Genomic DNA, 20,135 nt, shown 5'->3' with positions numbered 1-20,135 from the left:
TACCTAGGAGGAACCTAATGGGAATTATAAACAACGTTTTTGGCATGATCCTCAATATTATATTTGAGGGTGTAGCAATACTTACACCAGTGTGTACATTAGGTATTACAATTATTGTATTCACTATTGTAACAAGGCTTTTACTCACGCCACTACAAATTAAACAAATGCGTACGACGCGTGCTATGAGCAAGATTCAACCTGAGCTACAAAAGATTCAAAAGAAATATGAAAACAAAAAAGATCAACAATCACAAATGGCATATAGCCAAGAGATGCAAGGACTTTATAAAAAGTATAAAATTAGTCCATTTGCAGGATGTTTGCCAATGCTTATTCAGTTTCCACTGATTATTGCATTGTATAATGTACTTAGAATGCCAAGTCAGTATATTTCAAAGTTACATGATGTATATACACAACTTGCAGAGGTTCTTACAAGCAATATTCCAAATGTGGATCAAGTTATGACACAAGTCATAGATAAGATTCCATATAGTCAAAATGCAATGATTGAGATTCAAAGATTAGGAGAAGCAGCTCAGCTCTCAGATAAATTAAGTCACTTTACAACTGACCAATGGGCAGTTTTACAAGATATGATTTCACCTCAAGTTTATAACTTATTAGAGAATTTACTTGAAGTAAAACACGGGTTTGAGTATTTCTTAGTAAACTTAGTAGACTCACCTGCTCAACTTGTAGCAAATGGACAATACTTAGCCTTTTTAATTCCAATTGCAGCAGGTGCATCAACATTTATCTTTAGTAAGATTACAATGGCAGCAAGTCAACCACAAACTAATGATTCTAATCCTGCAAATTCTATGATTAAGACAATGAATATCATTATGCCAATTATGATGGGGGTATTTTCTTATCAAGTAGCCAATGGTTTAGCACTATACTGGATATGCGGTAACCTTATTATGATGGTGCAACAAATTTGGGTTAACAAAATTGTTGATAAACAACAAGCGGTATTAGAAGAGCAACTTAGAAAAGACCGCGAAGCGGAAATGGCTAAGGCTGGGGTTAAGAAGAAGAAGAAAAAGAGACCAAAACCACAAATTGAAGAAGGACAAGTTGTTATAGCAACAGAAGTTGAAACAAAAGAACGTCCAAAGAGACCTAAAAAGCCAAAAGAAGTAGTTGAAGATCAGACATCAGCAAGCAAAAAAGAGGATTAATAAATCTGGGGGTAGATAATAATGATGAGTGTAGAGAAAACTGGCAAAACAATTGATGATGCTATAACCGATGCTCTAATAGAGATTGGTGCAACAACAGAACAAGTTGACATTGAAGTTTTAGATAAAGGCTCAAAAGGATTTTTGGGACTTGGTGCTAAATACGCTAGAGTAAGAGTGACACTTAAAGAACTATCCGATACCCAAGATAAGCTACAATCTGCTTTAGAGAAAGATGTCTTAGTTGAAATAGAAGAAACTATTAAAGAGGATTTAAAAGAAAATGATGAGGTTAATATTAATGTAAATGTTAATATTGATACTGCAATTCAAATATCTTTAGAATTCTTAAAATCAGTACTCAAAGAAATGGATATTGAACCAAATTTTGAAACTAAAATTGAAAAGGATAGAGTGTATATTAATATATCAGGTGACAAGATGGGAATGGTCATTGGTAAAAGAGGCGATACATTAGATGCTTTACAATACTTAACTAATATTGTGGTTAATAAAGGTCATAATGATTATGTAAAAGTAATGCTTGATACTGAAAATTATCGTAGTAGAAGAGAAGAAACTCTTCGTAAAGTAGCTTATAAATTTGCAAAAAAAGCAACTCAAACAAAACGCCCTGTAATATTAGAACCAATGAATCCGTATGACAGAAGAATTATTCATGCTGCATTACAAGAGAGCCATCAAGTCAAAACACATAGTGAAGGTAAAGAACCTTTCAGACGTGTTGTTATTACACCTTTAAATATTAATAAGTCCTATAAATAGTTTTGAATAAAGCAGCAGAGCACTCTTTGAAAGAAGGCTCTGCTGCTTGTCTATGTATACAAATTAGAGTATAGTAATTTTTAGAGTTAAGCTGAAAGGAGCTTGTTTTATGATTTATAACGATACAATAGCGGCTATATCTACTGCTCCAGGAGTCGGTGGTATTGGCATTATTAGAGTAAGTGGAATGGATGCAGTTCAAATAGTAGATGAAGTTTTTAGAAGTGCAAATAAAAAGTCACTTCAAGAATCTCCTAGTCATACTATTCATTATGGCCATATTGTGAATAAAGATGATAAAGTAATCGATGAAGTACTTGTTATGTTAATGAAAGCTCCGAAGACTTTTACACGTGAAGATGTAGTTGAAATTAACTGTCATGGAGGTCCAGTACCACTTGAAGCAGTATTAATGGAAGTTATAAGAAAAGGAGCAAGACTTGCTGATTCAGGTGAGTTTACAAAGCGTGCATTCTTAAATGGACGTATTGATCTTGCTCAAGTAGAAGCCATTATGGATATTATAGAGGCAAAGACTGAGGTATCTTTATCTCAAGCGATTAATCAACTTGAAGGTAAGCTATCTAAACAAATTAAAGATTATCAAGATACTTTAATTCAAATTATTGCACGTATTGAGGTTTCTATTGACTACCCAGAATATGATGAAGATGAACCGTTAGCTAATGACTTTGTAGATGATATTAAAGTACTTAATGAGCAGCTTAAAAAATTGCTTGCAACAGCTGATACGGGAAAGATGATTCGAGAAGGGGTTAAAACTGCTATTGTAGGTCAACCTAATGTAGGTAAATCTTCTTTACTAAATGCACTACTTGAAGAGAATAAGGCTATTGTAACCGATATACCAGGTACAACACGTGATGTAGTAGAAGCCTATTTAAATATTGATGGCATGCCATTCTTATTACTAGACACTGCAGGAATTCGTGAGACAGATGATGTAGTTGAAAAAATAGGAGTAGAACGTTCTAAAGAATCTATTGAAAAAGCAGATCTAATACTTATGCTCATAGATAGTTCTAGAGCTTTAGATACAGAGGAATTAACAATTATTGAAGAAATTAATAATAAGAATGTGATATTTATTCTTAACAAAGTAGACCTAGAGCCAGTCATTACCCAGGAAATACTAAGTACCTATACTAAAAATCATCCTATTATCCAGATCTCGGCTATGAAGCAAAATGGATTAGATGCACTGCGTCAATCTATGAAACATTTTATTGTTAAACAAGGTATAAGTATTGGACAAGAGGCAACAATCTCTAATCAGAGACAAAAACAAAGCTTAGTGAAGGCTATAGAGAGTCTTAATAAAGTAGAGGATACTATTGAGATAGGGATGCCAGAGGATTGTATTGCTATTGATTTACATGATGCATATGGGCATTTAGGAAATATTGTTGGTGAAGCTCTAAAAGATGAGATTATAGGAGAATTGTTCTCTAGATTCTGTCTTGGTAAATAGATTACTAATGATTTAGGGAAGATGTGTTATAACACATAGACATTAAATTAGTGTATAATAGAAAATGCTTTTTAAAATACTGCTTTTAAATTTAAATATATAAAAATAAATATCGAATAATCAAGGAGGTTCACATGGCATATATTGCAGATACAATTGATATTGCGGTAATTGGCGGTGGACATGCTGGATGTGAGGCTGCACTTGCAGCAGCACGCATGGGTAAAAGAACAACTATGTTTACCATGAGTTTAGATAGTGTAGCGATGATGCCTTGCAACCCTAATATAGGGGGAACATCTAAAGGACATCTTGTAAGAGAGATTGATGCACTGGGTGGAGAAATGGGTAAAAACATTGATAAGACCTACATTCAATCTCGTATGCTCAATACTGCTAAAGGACCAGCTGTACATTCACTTAGAGCGCAAGCAGATAAGAAAAAATATACAGATGAAATGAAAAAGGTATTGGAAAATACACCGAATCTTTCTATTAAGCAACAAGAGATTGTTGAAGTGTTAGTAGAAGATGGAAAAGTAACAGGTGTTGTAACCAATAGAGGGGCGCAATACAACTGTAAGGCAGTTGTACTAGCTGGAGGAACCTATCTTAAATCACGTTGTTTAACCGGTGAAAATATTGAATACACAGGTCCCAATGGGCTTAAAAGTTCTATCGTATTAAGCGAGCAACTTCAGGAACTAGGTATTGAAATTAGACGTTTCAAAACAGGTACACCTGCTCGTGTGGATGCACGTACAATTGACTTTACTCAGATGGAGCCACAGCATGGCGATGAGAGTATTGTGCCATTCTCCTTTGAAAATACAGAAAATCAAATTAAACGTGAGCAATATCCATGTTATTTAACGTATACCAATGAAAGAACACATCAAATCATTCGTGATAACCTTCATCGTTCCCCGCTATATGCAGGAGTTATAGAAGGGACAGGTCCACGTTACTGCCCTTCTATTGAAGATAAGGTAGTACGTTTTGCAGATAAGGATCGCCATCAAGTATTCCTTGAACCAGAGGGCGAAGATACAACAGAAATGTATGTACAAGGCATGAGTTCATCTCTACCAGAAGAAGTGCAATTAGAGATGTTACGTAGCTTGCCGGGGATGGAGCAGGTTGAAGTAATGCGTACGGGTTATGCGATTGAATATGATTGTATTAATCCAGTACAACTTAAACATTCACTTGAATTTAAACATATTGAGGGATTCTTTAGTGGTGGTCAAATGAATGGAAGTTCTGGGTATGAAGAAGCAGCTTGCCAAGGTCTAATCGCAGGAATTAATGCGGCACTTAAAATAGATAATAGGGAAGCACTCATTATTGACCGTTCGGAAGGTTATATAGGTGTTCTTATTGATGATCTTGTAACAAAAGGGACTAAAGAACCATACCGTATGATGACTTCAAGAGCTGAATATCGTCTTCTTTTAAGACAAGATAATGCTGATCTTCGTTTAAGTGAAAAAGGGTATGAAGTAGGACTTGTATCTAAAGAACGTTATGAATCATTTATTGAGAAAAGAAAAGCTATTGATGAAGAGCTTGAAAGACTTAAAAATACTTATGTAGGAACAAGTGAAAAGGTTCAAGCTATTATTACAGCTAAAGAAAGTACACCACTTCGTTCAGGTATTGCACTCTGTGAGCTTCTTAAACGTCCAGAATTAAGCTATGAGGACTTTAAAGAGGTAGATGAGACAAGACCAGACCTAACAAAAGAAGTTATAGAACAGGCTATGATAGAACTCAAATATGAAGGGTATATTTCTAGACAGCTTAAACAAGTAGAACAGTTTAAGAAGTTAGAAAAAAAGATCCTTCCAGAAGGTATAGACTATGATGATGTATATAGTTTGAGGCTTGAGGCAAAACAAAAGTTAAAAGAAGTACGTCCTGTATCTATAGGCCAAGCTTCACGTATTTCAGGTGTATCCCCAGCGGATATTTCTGTACTTTTAGTTTATTTAGAACAACGTAAGAATAGAAATTAAAGTTAACGAGGATAATCTATGGAGATCAAACAACAACTTATTGAAGGGGCAAAAGCCTTAAATGTTCAGTTGACAGACAAACAAGCAGATCAACTTATGCAGTACAAGGAGCTACTTATAGAGTGGAATGAAAAAATGAATCTTACAGCTATTACAGAAGATTTTGAAGTGATAACTAAACACTTTTTAGACTGTTTAACTGTACAGAGTAGTATAGATCTTGCACAAGTTAAGACACTTGTGGATGTAGGAACAGGAGCAGGATTCCCTGGGCTTGTACTTAAAATTGCTTTTCCCAATGTAAAGATTACATTAATTGATTCTCTTAATAAACGTCTTAAGTTTTTACAGCATGTTATTGATAGGTTAGGATTAGAAAAAATTGACTGTGTGCATGGTAGAGCCGAAGACTTAGGAAAAAATAAGTTATATCGTGAACAATTTGAAGTATGTGCATCAAGAGCGGTAGCTAATTTAGCAGTACTTGGAGAATATACACTACCATTTGTTCAAAAAGATGGGTACCTTATTGCCTTAAAAGGACAGAAGTTGGATGAAGAGTTAGCTGAAGGAGAAAAGGCACTTCAAATTCTTGGTGGCGAAATAGACCAGATATTTGATGTAGCTGTTCCTTATACAAATCTCAATCATCGTATAGCCAAAGTCAAAAAAGTAAAAGTAACACCTAAAAAATATCCAAGAAAAGCTGGAGAACCAACTAAAGCGCCGCTTGGAAAATAAAGAAAACAGACTAGGATAGGAATATATCCTAGTCTGTTTTCTTTATACGATTTTAATAATGTTTTTCCTAATACAAACTTAGAGATATAATAATATTATGGAATAAAAATAATGTCTATGTAGGGCTAATCAAATAAAATTATATAAAATTGAAACGAAGAATTAACATCGTTAATTGTAGTTTTTGGTAATATAATATGATATACTAATATGTATGATTGTACAATGAATAGTTCAAGAGGGGAGTATTACCAGATGCAAAAAGAATTAACTATACAATACATAGCCGTGGATCGTGTAAGGCCTAACCCATATCAACCTAGAAAAGTATTCTCACAGGTTGCGTTAGAAGAACTTGCACACTCAATAATAGAACACGGTTTAATGCAACCTATTACAGTTCGTATGATAGGTAACTCCTATGAGCTTATAGCAGGGGAAAGAAGACTGAAGGCATCTAAGCTAGCTGGACTTACTGAAATACCAGCAGTAATCGTAGAAGTCACTAATAAAAATAGTGCAGTACTTGCACTTATTGAAAATCTTCAAAGAGAAAATCTTAACTTTTTAGAAGAGAGTGAAGCATTTTTAACGATTATGCAAGACTATGGATATACACAACAAGAACTTGCAAAAACACTTGGAAAAAATCAATCTACGGTAGCTAATAAGCTAAGAGTCCTAAAACTTCCATCAACTGTTAAAAAGAAATTAATTGAGTACAATTTGACAGAAAGACATGCAAGAGCTCTCCTTAAGTTACCAACAGAAGAACTTCAATTAGAAGTTGTTGAAAAAGTAGGCAAACATGAATTGAATGTTAAGAAAACAGAGCAAATGATTGAACAAATTCTTGTACACTTAACACAGCAAGAAGTAGAGCAGAAGAAAAATAACCAAAAGTTTAGAGCCTTTGTGCGTGATATTAGACTTTTTACAAATACAATTACCCAGGCAGTTGATATGATTCAACAATCGGGTATAGATGCTAAATATACAATGAAGCAAGAAGAAGATGGCTATGAAATTCGTATTAAAATACCTATGAATAAATAAGCGATTAAGATGGATAGAAAAACGAGCTGTTATATACAGCTCGTTTTATAGTTTACAGCTTTTTTAAAAATCATCAACATCTACTTCTTCACCATAGCGAACAGTATTAATAGAAGCAAATCCATCATGTAAATCGGTATATTCAATAAAAGTACCATCATTACGGATTGGGGAAGGACCATTAGGTGTAGAATTACAGTTTTTTAATATAGGAACATGAGTAATGGGTTCAGCTGTCATACCATTTTTTGAAGGTGAAGTATATTTTTTAGTAGTCATAAGATAGCTCCTGAAATAAATTTTAAATAAACACATTTAGTTATATAATTATTATGTGCAACTAAACTGATTAAATACCCCAAAACAAGATAATGCTTATAAGAGTACCTTGCTATCTAATGTATAATTATGTACAATAGATAATTATGTAAGAAGGCCTATTCAAAAGAGTCTAATAAAAGGAGAACGGATATGAGCGATTTTAAATTAGAAATAGCTAAATTATTAAGTACACATATTACTTGTTTAGCACAAGATGAAATATACAGTATGCTTGAAGTTCCTACTAATACTGATATGGGTGACTATGCATTTCCTTGCTTCAAACTTGCAAAAGAGTTAAGAAAAGCACCACCAATGATTGCACAAGATATTGTAGCATCACTTAGAGAAGTAAGTTACTTATCAAGAGTAGAAAATGTAAATGCCTATATTAACTTCTTCTTAAATAAAGAAGATTTAGTAAAGAGTGTACTAGAACGTGTATTAGTAGAGAAAAATCAATACGGTTTAGAGGTAACAAAAGATAAAGGTAATGTAGTAATCGATTACTCATCACCAAACATCGCAAAACCTTTCCACGTTGGACATCTTCGTTCAACAGTTATTGGACATAGTTTATATCGTATTTATGAAGCGTTAGGCTATAATTGTGTAGGTGTGAATCACTTAGGTGACTGGGGTACACAATTTGGAAAGCTTATTGTAGCTTATAAAAACTATTCTAGTAAAGAAGCTATCGAAGAAAAAGGAATTGCAGAGCTTCTAAGAATTTATGTATTATTCCATGAGGAAGCAGAAAAAAATCCAGAACTTGAGCAAGAGGCACGTGATTATTTTACAAAAATGGAACAAGGCGATGAGAAATCTTTAGCACTTTGGACATGGTTTAAAGAAATTAGCTTAAAAGAATTTGAGCGTGTGTATAAAATGCTTGGTGTAACATTTGATAGTTATAATGGAGAAGCATTCTATAACGATAAAATGGCTGCGGTTATTGAAGAATTAGAGAAAAAAGGGCTTATCGAAGTAAGCGATGGGGCTAAAATTGTACGTTTAGATGATGAAAATATGGCGCCATGCCTTATTACTAAAAAAGATGGTAGCTCACTATATGCAACACGTGATATCACAGCTGCAGAATACCGTAAAAAAACTTATGACTTTAAAAAATGTATTTATGTAACTGCACTTCAACAAAATCTCCATTTCGCACAGTGGTTTAAAGTTATGGATAAGATGGAATATGACTGGGCGAAAGATCTTGTACACGTACCTTTTGGTATGGTAAGTATGGAGTCAGGTTCTTTATCTACACGTAAAGGAAATGTTCTTCTATTAGAAGATATCCTTAGAGAAGCAGTAGAAAAGACAAGAAAAGTAATTGAGGAGAAGAATCCAGAACTTCCAAATAAAGAAGAAGTTGCATTGCAAGTAGGAATCGGAGCAGTTATTTTTGATGATATGTATAACAACATTATTAAAGATATACAATTCTCTTGGGAGCGTGTACTTAACTTTGATGGAGAAACAGGACCATATGTACAATATACGCATGCAAGAGCGTGCAGTGTACTTAGAAAAGCTGGAATTGAATCAGGACATGATTTTGGTACTATTGATTACAGTGTATTAACAGATGAAGCAACAGTTAATGTTATTAAAGAATTAGCTGATTTTAAAGCAACTATTGAAGAAGTGGCAAATAAATATGAACCATCATATATGGCAAGATATGCAGTAGATGTCGCTCAAGCATTTAATAAATTCTACCATGATAATGCTATCTTAGTAGAAGATGTAAGAGTAAAAGAAGCACGACTTGCTATTGTTATGAGTATTAAATATGTACTTGAAAATGCACTTTACTTATTAGGAATTAACGCACCAGAACAAATGTAATGTATATAAATTAGATAGGGGAGGCAAGATAGGCTAGAAGATTTCTAGTACTATCTTGCCTCTTTTATATATAAAATAATTCATAATAAATTAATATAAGGTTGTGGATAAACTAAGTAAAATTAATAATAAGCTAATATAAAAATTTAAAATTAAAATTATCCACATTGAGTAGAAAAAGTAAACTCATTTACACTTATCAACAAGGGTGTGCATAAGTGTAAATATCTACAAGGGTTGCAAATAATGACTTAGATAGACTAAAATTTAAAATTATCCACATTGATTAGAAAAAAATATAATTATAATAAATCTGTTTAATATAGTATAATAGATAAATAATAAATAAATAATAAACTGTAAAAATATAGTATAGAACTAGTTTTACAGGAAAAAAAAATAGATTATAAAAAAGTAGAAATTAAATGAGTACATAGATGAATAAATAATAATGAGACTAATCAAGCAAAAATAAATAATAGAAAATGAAAGGATATAAGATGAAAAGAGCAGTTTTATTATATAATCCTAAGGCAGGAAATAGACAGATTGTAGGATATATAGATTATATTACAGAATATTTACAGGCAAAAGGATATAGCTTAAGTCTTTACCGTAGTGCACAAAAGGGAAGTATTACAAGTTATATTATTAAAAACATTACTGAAGAACAAGTAGATTTAATAATTATTTCTGGGGGAGATGGAACGATTAATGAGTGTATTAATGGGATGGCACATAAACATATAGATATTCCAGTTCTTATATTACCATTAGGAACAGCTAATGATTTTGCATATAGTGCTCATATACCTAATGATATAGATAGTGTACTAAAACTTGTAGAAAAAGGTGAAATTAGGTATGTAGATGTTGGAAAAGTAAATCAACAATATTTTATTAATGTATGTAATATGGGACTTTTTAGCGGAATATCTCATATTGTAGATTTAGAGTTAAAAAAGAAATTTGGAAAGCTTGCATATTATGTAAAGGGAATCGAAGAATTACAAAATTATCAAACTATGAATTTAGAAATTCAATTAAAAAATAAAACTATTAAAAATGAATATATATTAATTTTAATTTTTAATGGAAAAGCAGCAGGTGGATTTACTAGACTTGCAAAAAATGCTAATATAGAAGATGGAAAATTTGATGTTATTGGTATAAAAAAGGTAGAAATTCATGATATACCAAAGCTATTTTTAAAAGTACTTCAAGGAGAACATCTTACAGATCCTAATATTGATTATTGGGTAACCGATAAAATGAATATTATATGTCATAATCAAGAAAAAAATTTTGCTACTGATATAGATGGGGAAGAGGGACCACAATTTCCTTTAAGTATAGAAGTAAAACAAAATTTGATTAGATTTTATTTACCCAAATAGAAATAGACCTAAAGTTAAACTAAATAGCTTTAGGTCTATTTTATTGAAAAGAAATGATTTTAATTATTTTACTTTATAGATTTTTAAAAGTAAATCGATATAAAAGACACTTTCATATAAATGATTTTGGTTCTTTTGTTGGACACAAAAATATACTTTATTATCAGTTGCTTTAATGAGTGTAATATCACCAGGGACAGGGGTATATTTAATAAACTGGTCATGTTCAATACTATAGACACATAAGATATTTAAATCATTCATTTTTTGTGTAAAAACAATATAGTCATCGGATAGAAATAAAGAATCTATAATACCTCCTGTAGCAATTACTTTAGGAGAATGATAATAGTCTGTTACTAAAAATAAGGAGGAGTTTTGACCATGTTCTGTAATATAAGCAAATTTAGTGTTTTGAGGACAAATTGAGAGGGATTTAGGTAAAATGGCCTCATTCTTTGAAATATATCTATGCTTATCGGGCACATTTTGATTAATAAGCATTAAATAATATTCTGAGTTGATATCATGATCTAGGATAAGAATATATGGGTACTTCAGAATAAAAAACTTTGTAAAAGGTGAATTCACAGTATGAAGAAATACTTTTTCATCTTTTCTATAATTATAATGATAAAGTCCATAGTATTGGTCATTAGGATCCCTCTCTATAGAGAAGTTACTATTAACAGAATCATAATTAGAAGTATGTGCACTATCAAATATCTGAAATTCACTTACTAAATCTAATTCAGAGAGAATAAGCTGTTCACTTAACATATGCTGTAGAAAAGGAGCAATAGCAATAATATCACCATTAGAAAGCTGTGCATAATTAAAATCAGAGGAAAAATTGAGATTACAACCAAGATAATTATCAAAAAATAAGTAGCCAGGGATATTAAAGCTTTCCTCAGGACGGTTTAACTCATCAATAGGTTTATTCCATATGATACAACGCCAAAGATTAGATAATAAAGAAGAATTAGTAATATTAATAGATGCATTTCTTGCGGTATTTAAGGTAAGAATAGATGGATTTCTAGAGTATAGTGTATCTATGTAGGGAATGATATCTTTATTGTAATAGGATAAATAATATTTACCAATATAAATATTTGAGTTGTTTGCTGAATATAGACTTATATATATATCAGTAATACCAGTAGAAGAATAAAGCTTAAGTAAATATCCCATATCATCAGGAATAGATTTATGATACCAGCTAATATAAGGTATGCTATCGTTAAGCAGATCAGTTAACTTATTGAGCTGGCGTTCAGTAGAAATAGAAAATAGATATTTTGAATGATCATTAAATTGACTGTATATTTCTACTTTAGAAGTATTATAAGTCTTAGCATTTAAATAAGCTTTTTGTAAAGGTGCAGAAAAATTACTAAAGCTTGTAATAGAAAGTAAAAAAATAAATAATCCAGATAGAATAAGTTTTAGTTTGAAGTGATAATTCTTGGGATCAAAAAAGGAGCAAAAGTACATAATTAATGCACCTAAAGGTGCAGGAATACCTAATATAACAGAGTGAATACTACTACAAAATAGATAAGCTCCACATTTAATAATAAAAAATGGTTCTCGTTCCTTTTGTTGTCTAGAAGCTTCTAAAGTTAGAGAAATAATAAGAGATATAACTAATAATGTTTTCATAAGCTAACTCCTTAAATTCCAATATTAATAAAGAAAACTTGATGCTTAATATAATAAAATATAGGGAATGGAAAAATTTCATATGGAACTATTAAATAGGCATGGAAAGCGTGGTCTTGATTAGTGAGATGATTAATAGGATATTTTGATTTAATAGTGAAAGTATGTGTGTTTTTTTGAGAAGAGCCTTCTAAAAAAACATATTTATCAGTATGTGGAGGAAGAATTTCCTCTAAAATATGTTGAGCATCTTTATTATAGGTATTAGAAATAAAGTAAAGCCAACTATCAGAAAAGTTGTCTTCATAAATAAGAAGATAATATTGTCTTAAATCTTTAGTAGGAGTAATAGAAATTTGAACAGCTTCTACCTGTTCTTTATCACTAGCGATAGAAATATTAAGTGTACCAATATTAGCTCCATAAAATTGATAAATAATAAATATAACAACATATATGATTGTAATAATAATTAAGAGTTTTGATAAAAAATTAAACTTATTTTTTTTCATTTTTCTTCTCCATAAGACAAATGTTTCACGTGAAACATTCGAAAATAATTTAAGACTTGTTCTATTATATTAAAGAGAAGAGATATTTTATGCTAAAAAAGCATTATTAATGTAATAACTAAATATTTTATGATATACTGATTATAAAATATGCGTTATAAATTAAGAAAATGAGGTAGACCTACATGAGTAAAATCATTGCAGTAGTTAATCAAAAAGGGGGCGTAGGTAAAACTACGACAGTTATTAATTTGGCAGCTGCCCTAGTAGAAAAAAAGAAAAAAGTGTTAGTGGTAGATATTGATCCTCAAGGAAATACAACAAGTGGATGTGGTCTTGTTAAAAATCGTATACCTTATACAATTTATAATGTATTCACTGAGGATAGAGACATAAATGAAGTTATTTATGAATCACCAAATGAAAAGATAAAAGTTGTTCCTTCTAATATGAATCTTGCAGGTACAGAGATTGAAATAGTAGATAAAGTAGAACGAGAATTTATACTAAAAAAAGCATTAGAAAGTATAAAAGATAAGTTTGACTATATTTTTATTGATTGCCCACCTGCAGTCAATATTCTTACTATTAATGCATTAACAGCATCTGAGACGGTACTTATTCCTATGCAATGTGAGTATTATGCGTTAGAAGGCCTTTCACAATTAATGCAAACAATTAAATTAGTAAAGGAATCTACTAATAAAAATCTTACATTAGAAGGCATTGTTTTTACGATGTTTGATACAAGAACAAACTTATCAACACAAGTCGTTAATGAAGTTAATAATCACTTTTCAAAATTTGTATATGAAACAAAAATTAATAGAAGTGTAAGGTTGAGTGAAGCGCCAAGTTATGGAATGTCTTGCATTAACTATGACACGCGTTCTAAGGGATCAGAACAGTACAGAGAATTGGCTAAAGAATTTTTGGGAAGGAATAAAAAGAAATGAGACAAAAAGGTTTAGGAAAAGGCTTAAATGCATTACTATCAGAAGAAGTAGTACTAGGTCATCAAAATGAAGGCATCAAGATGGTAGATATTAATGAGGTAGAGCCCAACTATGACCAGCCTAGAAAGAATTTTGACCAAGAAGAACTTAATGAATTAATGGCATCTATTCAAGAACATGGCATTTTACAACCGCTTATTGTGAGAGTAAAAGATAATAAATATGAAATAGTAGCAGGAGAAAGACGCTATCGTGCAGCAAGATTAGCAAAAATAAGAGAAGTACCGATCTTAATTAAAGACTTTGATGATAAACAAGTACTAGAAGTAGCACTTATTGAAAATATCCAAAGAGCTGATTTAAATAGTATGGAATTGGCCTGTGCGTATAGTTTATTAATGGAGAGATTTGACTATACTCAAGAAGAAGTAGCTAAAAGAGTAGGTAAGAGTAGGTCAGAAGTAACGAATATTATGAGATTACTTAAACTCACTACAGACCTACAACAAAAACTTAGAGATGGAGAATTGAGCTATGGACAAGCAAGAGCTTTACTAATCTTAAAAGATCCCAAAATACAAAAAGAAGCAGCTAATTTTATTATAGAAAAAGAACTTACTGTACGTGATACAGAAAAGTATGTTCAGCAGTTACTTAATCAAGAAGAAATAAATAAGAAAAAAGCACAAAAAAAAGTAGAAGAACTGATTCAAAGAGAATCAGGAAGTCATGTTTTTATTAACGAAGTGCAAGAAAATCTCCAAAAATCCTTAGGTACAAAAGTGTGTATCACACAAGGAAAACGTAAGGGGAAAATAGAGATAGAATTTTACAGTAGTGAAGAGCTAGAAAGAATTATTAGTAGAATACAGCAGTAATTAGGACTAAGGGAGTGCAAGTTTAATATGGAAAGTATAATTAGTATGATGGAGCCGTATATGGGCTATATTGTAATTGGGTTAGGAATTTTTTGTTTGATTTTATTTGTTTTACTATTAGTAAGCTTATCAAAATTTAAAAAAGTTCAACGTAAATATGAAACATTCATGACAAAAGATGATGTGGACTTAGAAAATTTACTTATTCATTATGCAAAAAAAGTTAATCATGTAAAAGAAAAAGAAGGAGAAATCCTGGAAGAGATTAATAAATTAAGTAATCAACTTAAATACTGTACACAAAAAGTAGGGATAGTAAGATATAATGCAATTGAAAATGTAGGAGCAGAATTATCATTTGCAATTGCTATGATGGATGCAGAAAATAATGGAATCATATTAAATGGAATATACAGTAGAGATGGATCTTATATCTACTCTAAACCTGTTAAGGCAGGTCAATCTACGTATAAACTATCTGAGGAAGAAAAAGAAGCTATTCGCCTAGCACAGGAAAATAATCAAGTTATCTAAAATAAAAAATCCGATCTAAACATATACTTTAAAGTAATAATGTTTAGACCGGATTTTTTATTTTAAAATAGAAGTTGCGACTAATTCTTTAGTAGACCTAATAAAGAATTAGTATTTAGTAAGATGATTATGCCTGTTTTATTAGAAATAATATAGTGGTTCCTTTGTCAAGACAACTATTTAGAATTTCTTAATGAACCATATTTTACTATATAATAGGTGTAATAGTTTATTGTTTTGGAAGTAACCTTACAGTATGGTGATAGAAAAATTTCTTAGAAGATAGGGATAAACTTTATGCTGTTTATTCAGTATTGATAGGTTTGGTTTTGGATAGATGACATAGATACGCATTTCTTGCATATAGCGTCTGACAAGCTTCTGACCTACCCAATAGCCCTTCGTTACTAAGGTTTCCGTTATACGTCTAGTTCCCCAAGCTGGATGAGCTGTATGCATTTCATCGATAGCGTGTTTAAGCTGAATTTCAAGCTCTGTGGATTATTTTTCCTTATAGTACACACTACTACGATTAAGGCCTAGCAGCTTACACTGTTTGGATACAGAAAGTTTAGGATCGTCCTTTGTAACCAGTTATTTCTTCCCAGCCAGATCCAAGAGCTTGCTCAGATTTTTTTTGAGCCAGTTCACATCTACAGTGAGCTGACCTATCGTATTATAGAGCTGATCAATTTTATTTTCATAGGCAATCTTTTCTTCTTCAAAAGCAACTTCTTTCTTATTAGAAAAAGCACTAGAGACATTTGTTAAAAATTCCTTCTTCCAGTTACGAAGCATGTTTGGTGCAATATCATGCTCTGAAGTGAGTGCTGCAAGATCTTTTTCTTCTCTAAGTAATGTTAGTACAACTTGAGTTTTGAACTCAGGTGTAAAATTTCGTCTTTTTCTCATATGAATACTGTTCTTTTGTAGTTAAAGTTATTATAACAGGATTCATTAAGAAATAGAAATTTAGCTGTCTAGATTACAGGTACCATTATAGCTAGGCCTGATACCTTTTAATCATATAGGTGGAAGAGCCTCTAAAGAGGCACAGTATGTACTATTCAAGGGTAAACATGAATAATAAAAATAGAAAGAATATATACTAGATTAGAAAAGATAAATTGAAAGCGCAATAATAAATTTGCGAGAATCTATCGATAGTAAGCTCACAACTATTACCTAAGATTAAAATTATTTATAAGTTATAGGCATGAATTAGCACGAATGGGAAAAAATAAGATAAAAATGAAAAGAGAGAGTGCTATGATTGTAACTGTAGAAAAAAACTTATATTATATTAAGCAATATCTTGAAAGTACGGGCAAATATGAAATTTATAATTGTGAAGATTATATTGGACCAGTCCATGCATTTATTTATGAAAAAAAAGAGGAAGAGAATTTTGAGGATATTCAGCAAAGTTTAATTAATCTTGCACATAATGAGCATGTAAACATTAGACATGGTGTACTGATGATTAATTCTCAAAATAAAACGCCCAAAGAGATAGAAGCTATACTCTCTGAGCGAATTAATAAAGATATATACTAGTGTTTCACGTGAAACATTTATAATGAATTAGTATGAGATGATGCAAAAGAAACCTTAAGATATTTATAAATAGGAGTTGTAAGAATAATAATTCCAATTACTAAAGTAGTGATAAATTCAATAGATAAGTAACCAGCATTATATACAGAAGAATAAATCCAAGGATTTATTCCTTCAGGAGCATATTCACCAAAGAATATAGCACCAGAAAGTAGATGCATAAAGAAACGACCTAAAATAGCTATAAAAGATCCTAGAGCAAACCTTAAAGGTATAGATTTGATAGCTTTAGGAATGATACCTACGATGCCTAACCAAGCAAAAGCAAGAGGATAATCTAGTAGAATAGAAATCCAGTGGGCAGCATAAGCACCTTGGAAAAATTGAAGAAATCCATAAGCTAGGCCAGCAATAATACCTGCAGTAGGACCACATACGAAGGCAAAAAGCATAATAGGTAACATACTGACTAAAGTAACAGAACCTCCTTGAGGCATTTCAAATAATTTAATATAAGAAAGAATAAAGGATAGTGCAACACACATACCACCAAAAGCTAAAGTCTTTGTTGTAAGTTTTGGTGTAGATACTTTTAGATTATTAAATTTGATAATGCTAATACAAACAAGTATAACTAAGAAGATACCTAAACATACCCATATCATTGATGGTGTTTCTTGAAGCCCTACTAAAAAATCAGACATTAAAAATCCTCCCTTTTGTTATAAATATGAAAGGGAGGATTTAATATAAAGTCATAGTAATAAAAATGCAACTAAGCACATCAGTTTATTAACTTATCGTTTACACACTTCCCTGCTGCAGCATTATCTGTGTACAGGTCCTGAGGGTCTGCAAAATGCACTCTCAGCCCTTTTGGGCTCCCCTAGCATACTTATAAATATTAATTTGTTTTATAATAATTATATATTATCTATAATTATATTAATTCATTTTTTTATACAAGTCAATGAGGAAAAAATATAACTATCATTTTATTAATAATAAAGTGTTTTGTAATAGATTATTATAAAGCAAAAAATAATAGAAGTATGTTACAATAAGATTAATGATTGATTCAAAGGAGAAGGGAATGAAAAAGTCAAAACTTATAAAAAAGATATACATAGGTGTAATTATTGGAGTATCTATCTTAGTAATAGGAAGTTATATAGGAATAAGTAAGGGTAAACAAAACGTAGTAGATGTATATGCAATTAGAACTCAAAGTGAAGCTAATTTTAAGATTGGAATTAATGAAAAATTTTTAAACGAAAATAATAAATATGAATGGGTTAGTCTTGATGATACGATAGAAAATCATAAGATTAGTCTTGAGAATGTACAAATAAAGTATACACCGACAATTAATATAGAGAAAGATTTGCAGAAAATTGCAGATCAATATAGCAATCAACAAGTGATTTTAATTATTCAAATAGATGATAGTTGGAATAAAAAAAGTATAGATCAACTCGTTGAACATACTCAATATATACAGGATAAATATGCTGATTTAAGTGTTGCATATCCTATTGAATATGCATTGAAATTATATAAGAAACAAGACATTAACTATGCATATATAAATGTTAAGGGAGAAGAAGAACTTAAAGTATTATCTGAATTACCAGGAGAATTTAAAGATCGTATTAAAATAATTATTAATGACTGTATCTTAGAAGAACAACAGGATTTAATCCAACAATTAGATTTAATAAGCCGCTTATATTACCAAATTCCATTAATAGTACCTAATATAGAAGTGATATTTCAACAAGCAGATATAAATAAGGCACATTATAGAGTTGTTGAACTTTATAATATGGCGATACAAAATAAGGCGACTATAGAAGTACAATTAGAAAATAAGGATGATATTAGTATTGTAATGAGTCAAGAAAATTTAGATTTAATGTTAAATTTTGATGAAAATATTGAACAAGTTACCTATAAATTAAATGAAAATATACTTACTACAAGTTACAGATATCCATTCAAGTTGGATGCAGAAGACTATAGCTTAATGGATGGAATAAATGTATTAAAAATTATAATTAAACTTAAAAATGAAGAAAATCCAGTTGTACAAAATTATTATATTGATTGTAGTGATTCAGTGAATAAAAAGCCACGAGCTAAAAGAAAGTCTAATGCATATACTGAAAAAGATACAATGATTTATGATAAAAACTATATACCAGTATTGATGTATCATGAATTTAAAGACCAGGTTGGGCCTTTAGAAAGTGAACAGAGTATATCAGTAGAGACCCAACTTTTTAGAGAGCAGTTACAAGAACTTAAAGATAATGGATATACAACTATAAACTTTAAAGTTTTAAAAGATTACTTAGATGGGGTAGGGGGATTACCAGATAAGCCAGTAATTATTACAACAGATGATGGGTACTTGAGTAACTATACAAAGGCATATCCTATCTTAAAAGAATTTGATATGCAAGCAACCTATTTTATTACACCAGCATATGTAGGAATACAAACGACAATGCCTCATTTTACATGGGAACAAGCACAGGAAATGGAAGAAAGCGGATTAATAGATATGCAAAGTCATACATTCCAACACGCATTATTAGATGAAATAGGTAAAGGGGATGCATTATATCAAATAAGTACATCTTTTGCACATATTGAAGAACAATTAGGGGAACGTGATGTAAAAGTATTGGCATATCCACAATTTCAGCATAACAAAAAAACTAAAGAGTGGGCACAAAGTGTAGGAATTGACTTACAAGCTACTAATTTGATTAAAAATAAAGGAAAAACTGAAACAACGGATATAAAGCGTATTCATGTCTCAAATACAACAACACCTGAAGCATTAATTAAAGAAATAGAGGATTTAACAATAAAATAGAAAAGAATCCTTGCTTTTTTATGAAAAATTCATTAAAATATATGATTAGAATAATAATACAGCGATGAAGAGAAATCAATGAATTAAAATCTTTAACAGAAAGGGAATTCACTGGCTGAGAGGTTCCTAGAGAAAAGGTTTATTGTCCTAGCTCTGAGCATTACGTGATGAAGCGTAACGGATACTCCCGATATAGAGTAAAGAGTGATAGTTAGAGGTTTAATGCCTTTTATTATAACAAGGGTGGTACCACCAAACGTTAATTTGGTCCCTATGCAATATTGC

The 20,135-nt window shown here is 31.1% G+C and carries 19 protein-coding genes and 1 riboswitch; of the genes, 13 read left to right on the top strand and 6 right to left on the bottom strand.

Annotated elements, in window-relative coordinates:
- Positions 1-17: 17 nt before the first annotated feature.
- The 6 genes from RRY75_RS07550 (at position 18) to noc (ending at position 7,283) form a co-directional block, all read left to right on the top strand.
- Entirely contained in the window at positions 18-1,190 is a 1,173-nt protein-coding gene (locus tag RRY75_RS07550) for a YidC/Oxa1 family membrane protein insertase (protein ID WP_332528413.1), read from the top strand.
- Positions 1,191-1,211: 21 nt separating this feature from the next.
- Positions 1,212-1,976, top strand: a complete 765-nt coding sequence (gene jag / locus RRY75_RS07545) for an RNA-binding cell elongation regulator Jag/EloR (protein WP_332528414.1) — start codon at positions 1,212-1,214, stop codon at positions 1,974-1,976.
- Between the two features lie 109 nt (positions 1,977-2,085).
- Complete coding sequence (gene mnmE / locus RRY75_RS07540) at positions 2,086-3,468, top strand: tRNA uridine-5-carboxymethylaminomethyl(34) synthesis GTPase MnmE (RefSeq protein ID WP_332528415.1); 1,383 nt, start codon at positions 2,086-2,088, stop codon at positions 3,466-3,468.
- A 134-nt stretch (positions 3,469-3,602) separates the two neighbouring features.
- Positions 3,603-5,486: a tRNA uridine-5-carboxymethylaminomethyl(34) synthesis enzyme MnmG gene (gene mnmG / locus RRY75_RS07535; protein ID WP_332716219.1), complete on the top strand. Its 1,884-nt coding sequence runs from the start codon at positions 3,603-3,605 to the stop codon at positions 5,484-5,486.
- A gap of 18 nt (positions 5,487-5,504) precedes the next feature.
- A complete protein-coding gene (gene rsmG, locus RRY75_RS07530; protein ID WP_332716216.1) occupies positions 5,505-6,227 on the top strand; it encodes a 16S rRNA (guanine(527)-N(7))-methyltransferase RsmG in 723 nt (240 codons plus the stop codon).
- Positions 6,228-6,482: 255 nt separating this feature from the next.
- The gene (noc, locus tag RRY75_RS07525) at positions 6,483-7,283 is read left to right on the top strand and encodes a nucleoid occlusion protein (protein WP_332716213.1); all 801 of its coding nucleotides are present in this window, start codon (positions 6,483-6,485) and stop codon (positions 7,281-7,283) included.
- Positions 7,284-7,346: 63 nt separating this feature from the next.
- Here the strand turns inward: noc and RRY75_RS07520 are convergent, their stop codons facing one another.
- Complete coding sequence (locus RRY75_RS07520; protein ID WP_332716210.1) at positions 7,347-7,562, bottom strand: hypothetical protein; 216 nt, start codon at positions 7,560-7,562, stop codon at positions 7,347-7,349.
- A gap of 192 nt (positions 7,563-7,754) precedes the next feature.
- Between RRY75_RS07520 and argS the strand changes: the two genes are divergently transcribed.
- On the top strand, positions 7,755-9,464 hold the full coding sequence (argS, locus tag RRY75_RS07515) for an arginine--tRNA ligase (protein ID WP_332716207.1): 1,710 nt from the start codon (positions 7,755-7,757) through the stop codon (positions 9,462-9,464).
- Positions 9,465-9,964: 500 nt separating this feature from the next.
- Positions 9,965-10,861 carry a diacylglycerol/lipid kinase family protein gene (locus RRY75_RS07510; protein WP_332716204.1) on the top strand — a complete coding sequence of 299 codons (897 nt, stop codon included), beginning with the start codon at positions 9,965-9,967 and terminating at the stop codon, positions 10,859-10,861.
- Positions 10,862-10,924: 63 nt separating this feature from the next.
- Here RRY75_RS07510 and RRY75_RS07505 read toward each other — a convergent pair whose 3' ends face one another.
- Complete coding sequence (locus tag RRY75_RS07505; RefSeq protein WP_332716201.1) at positions 10,925-12,529, bottom strand: hypothetical protein; 1,605 nt, start codon at positions 12,527-12,529, stop codon at positions 10,925-10,927.
- An 11-nt stretch (positions 12,530-12,540) separates the two neighbouring features.
- Positions 12,541-13,041: a hypothetical protein gene (locus RRY75_RS07500; RefSeq protein WP_332716198.1), complete on the bottom strand. Its 501-nt coding sequence runs from the start codon at positions 13,039-13,041 to the stop codon at positions 12,541-12,543.
- 185 nt (positions 13,042-13,226) lie between these two features.
- Between RRY75_RS07500 and RRY75_RS07495 the strand changes: the two genes are divergently transcribed.
- From RRY75_RS07495 to RRY75_RS07485, 3 genes are read left to right on the top strand one after another with little or no spacing between them, the layout of a single operon-like run.
- Positions 13,227-13,997 (top strand): ParA family protein, encoded by a 771-nt coding sequence (locus RRY75_RS07495; protein WP_332716195.1) that lies wholly within the window; start codon positions 13,227-13,229, stop codon positions 13,995-13,997.
- The gene (locus RRY75_RS07490; protein ID WP_332716192.1) at positions 13,994-14,875 is read left to right on the top strand and encodes a ParB/RepB/Spo0J family partition protein; all 882 of its coding nucleotides are present in this window, start codon (positions 13,994-13,996) and stop codon (positions 14,873-14,875) included. The genes RRY75_RS07495 and RRY75_RS07490 overlap by 4 nt, the downstream gene beginning before the upstream one ends.
- A gap of 60 nt (positions 14,876-14,935) precedes the next feature.
- The gene (locus RRY75_RS07485) at positions 14,936-15,409 is read left to right on the top strand and encodes a DUF4446 family protein (protein WP_332716190.1); all 474 of its coding nucleotides are present in this window, start codon (positions 14,936-14,938) and stop codon (positions 15,407-15,409) included.
- Between the two features lie 249 nt (positions 15,410-15,658).
- Here the strand turns inward: RRY75_RS07485 and RRY75_RS14265 are convergent, their stop codons facing one another.
- Together RRY75_RS14265 and RRY75_RS07480 are read right to left on the bottom strand one after the other, a co-directional pair.
- The gene (locus tag RRY75_RS14265) at positions 15,659-15,895 is read right to left on the bottom strand and encodes an IS3 family transposase (protein WP_442935438.1); all 237 of its coding nucleotides are present in this window, start codon (positions 15,893-15,895) and stop codon (positions 15,659-15,661) included.
- 108 nt (positions 15,896-16,003) lie between these two features.
- Positions 16,004-16,321: a transposase gene (locus RRY75_RS07480; protein ID WP_332716187.1), complete on the bottom strand. Its 318-nt coding sequence runs from the start codon at positions 16,319-16,321 to the stop codon at positions 16,004-16,006.
- 357 nt (positions 16,322-16,678) lie between these two features.
- On the opposite strand from RRY75_RS07480, the gene RRY75_RS07475 reads away from it, so the two are divergent.
- Entirely contained in the window at positions 16,679-16,966 is a 288-nt protein-coding gene (locus RRY75_RS07475) for a YkuS family protein (RefSeq protein WP_332716184.1), read from the top strand.
- Positions 16,967-16,983: 17 nt separating this feature from the next.
- Here the strand turns inward: RRY75_RS07475 and thiT are convergent, their stop codons facing one another.
- Positions 16,984-17,670, bottom strand: coding sequence for an energy-coupled thiamine transporter ThiT (gene thiT, locus RRY75_RS07470; protein WP_332716181.1), 687 nt, complete (start codon positions 17,668-17,670; stop codon positions 16,984-16,986).
- Between the two features lie 92 nt (positions 17,671-17,762).
- Positions 17,763-17,864, bottom strand: a riboswitch (TPP riboswitch).
- Between the two features lie 195 nt (positions 17,865-18,059).
- On the opposite strand from thiT, the gene RRY75_RS07465 reads away from it, so the two are divergent.
- Positions 18,060-19,850, top strand: a complete 1,791-nt coding sequence (locus RRY75_RS07465; RefSeq protein ID WP_332716178.1) for a polysaccharide deacetylase family protein — start codon at positions 18,060-18,062, stop codon at positions 19,848-19,850.
- Positions 19,851-20,135: the final 285 nt, after the last annotated feature.

Origin of the sequence: Niameybacter sp. (genome assembly GCF_036655075.1) — a bacterium.
Taxonomy (GTDB): Bacteria; Bacillota; Clostridia; order Lachnospirales; family Cellulosilyticaceae; genus Holtiella.
Note: the sequence above shows the minus strand (reverse complement) of the source record. Positions and strands in the feature narration are given on the sequence as shown.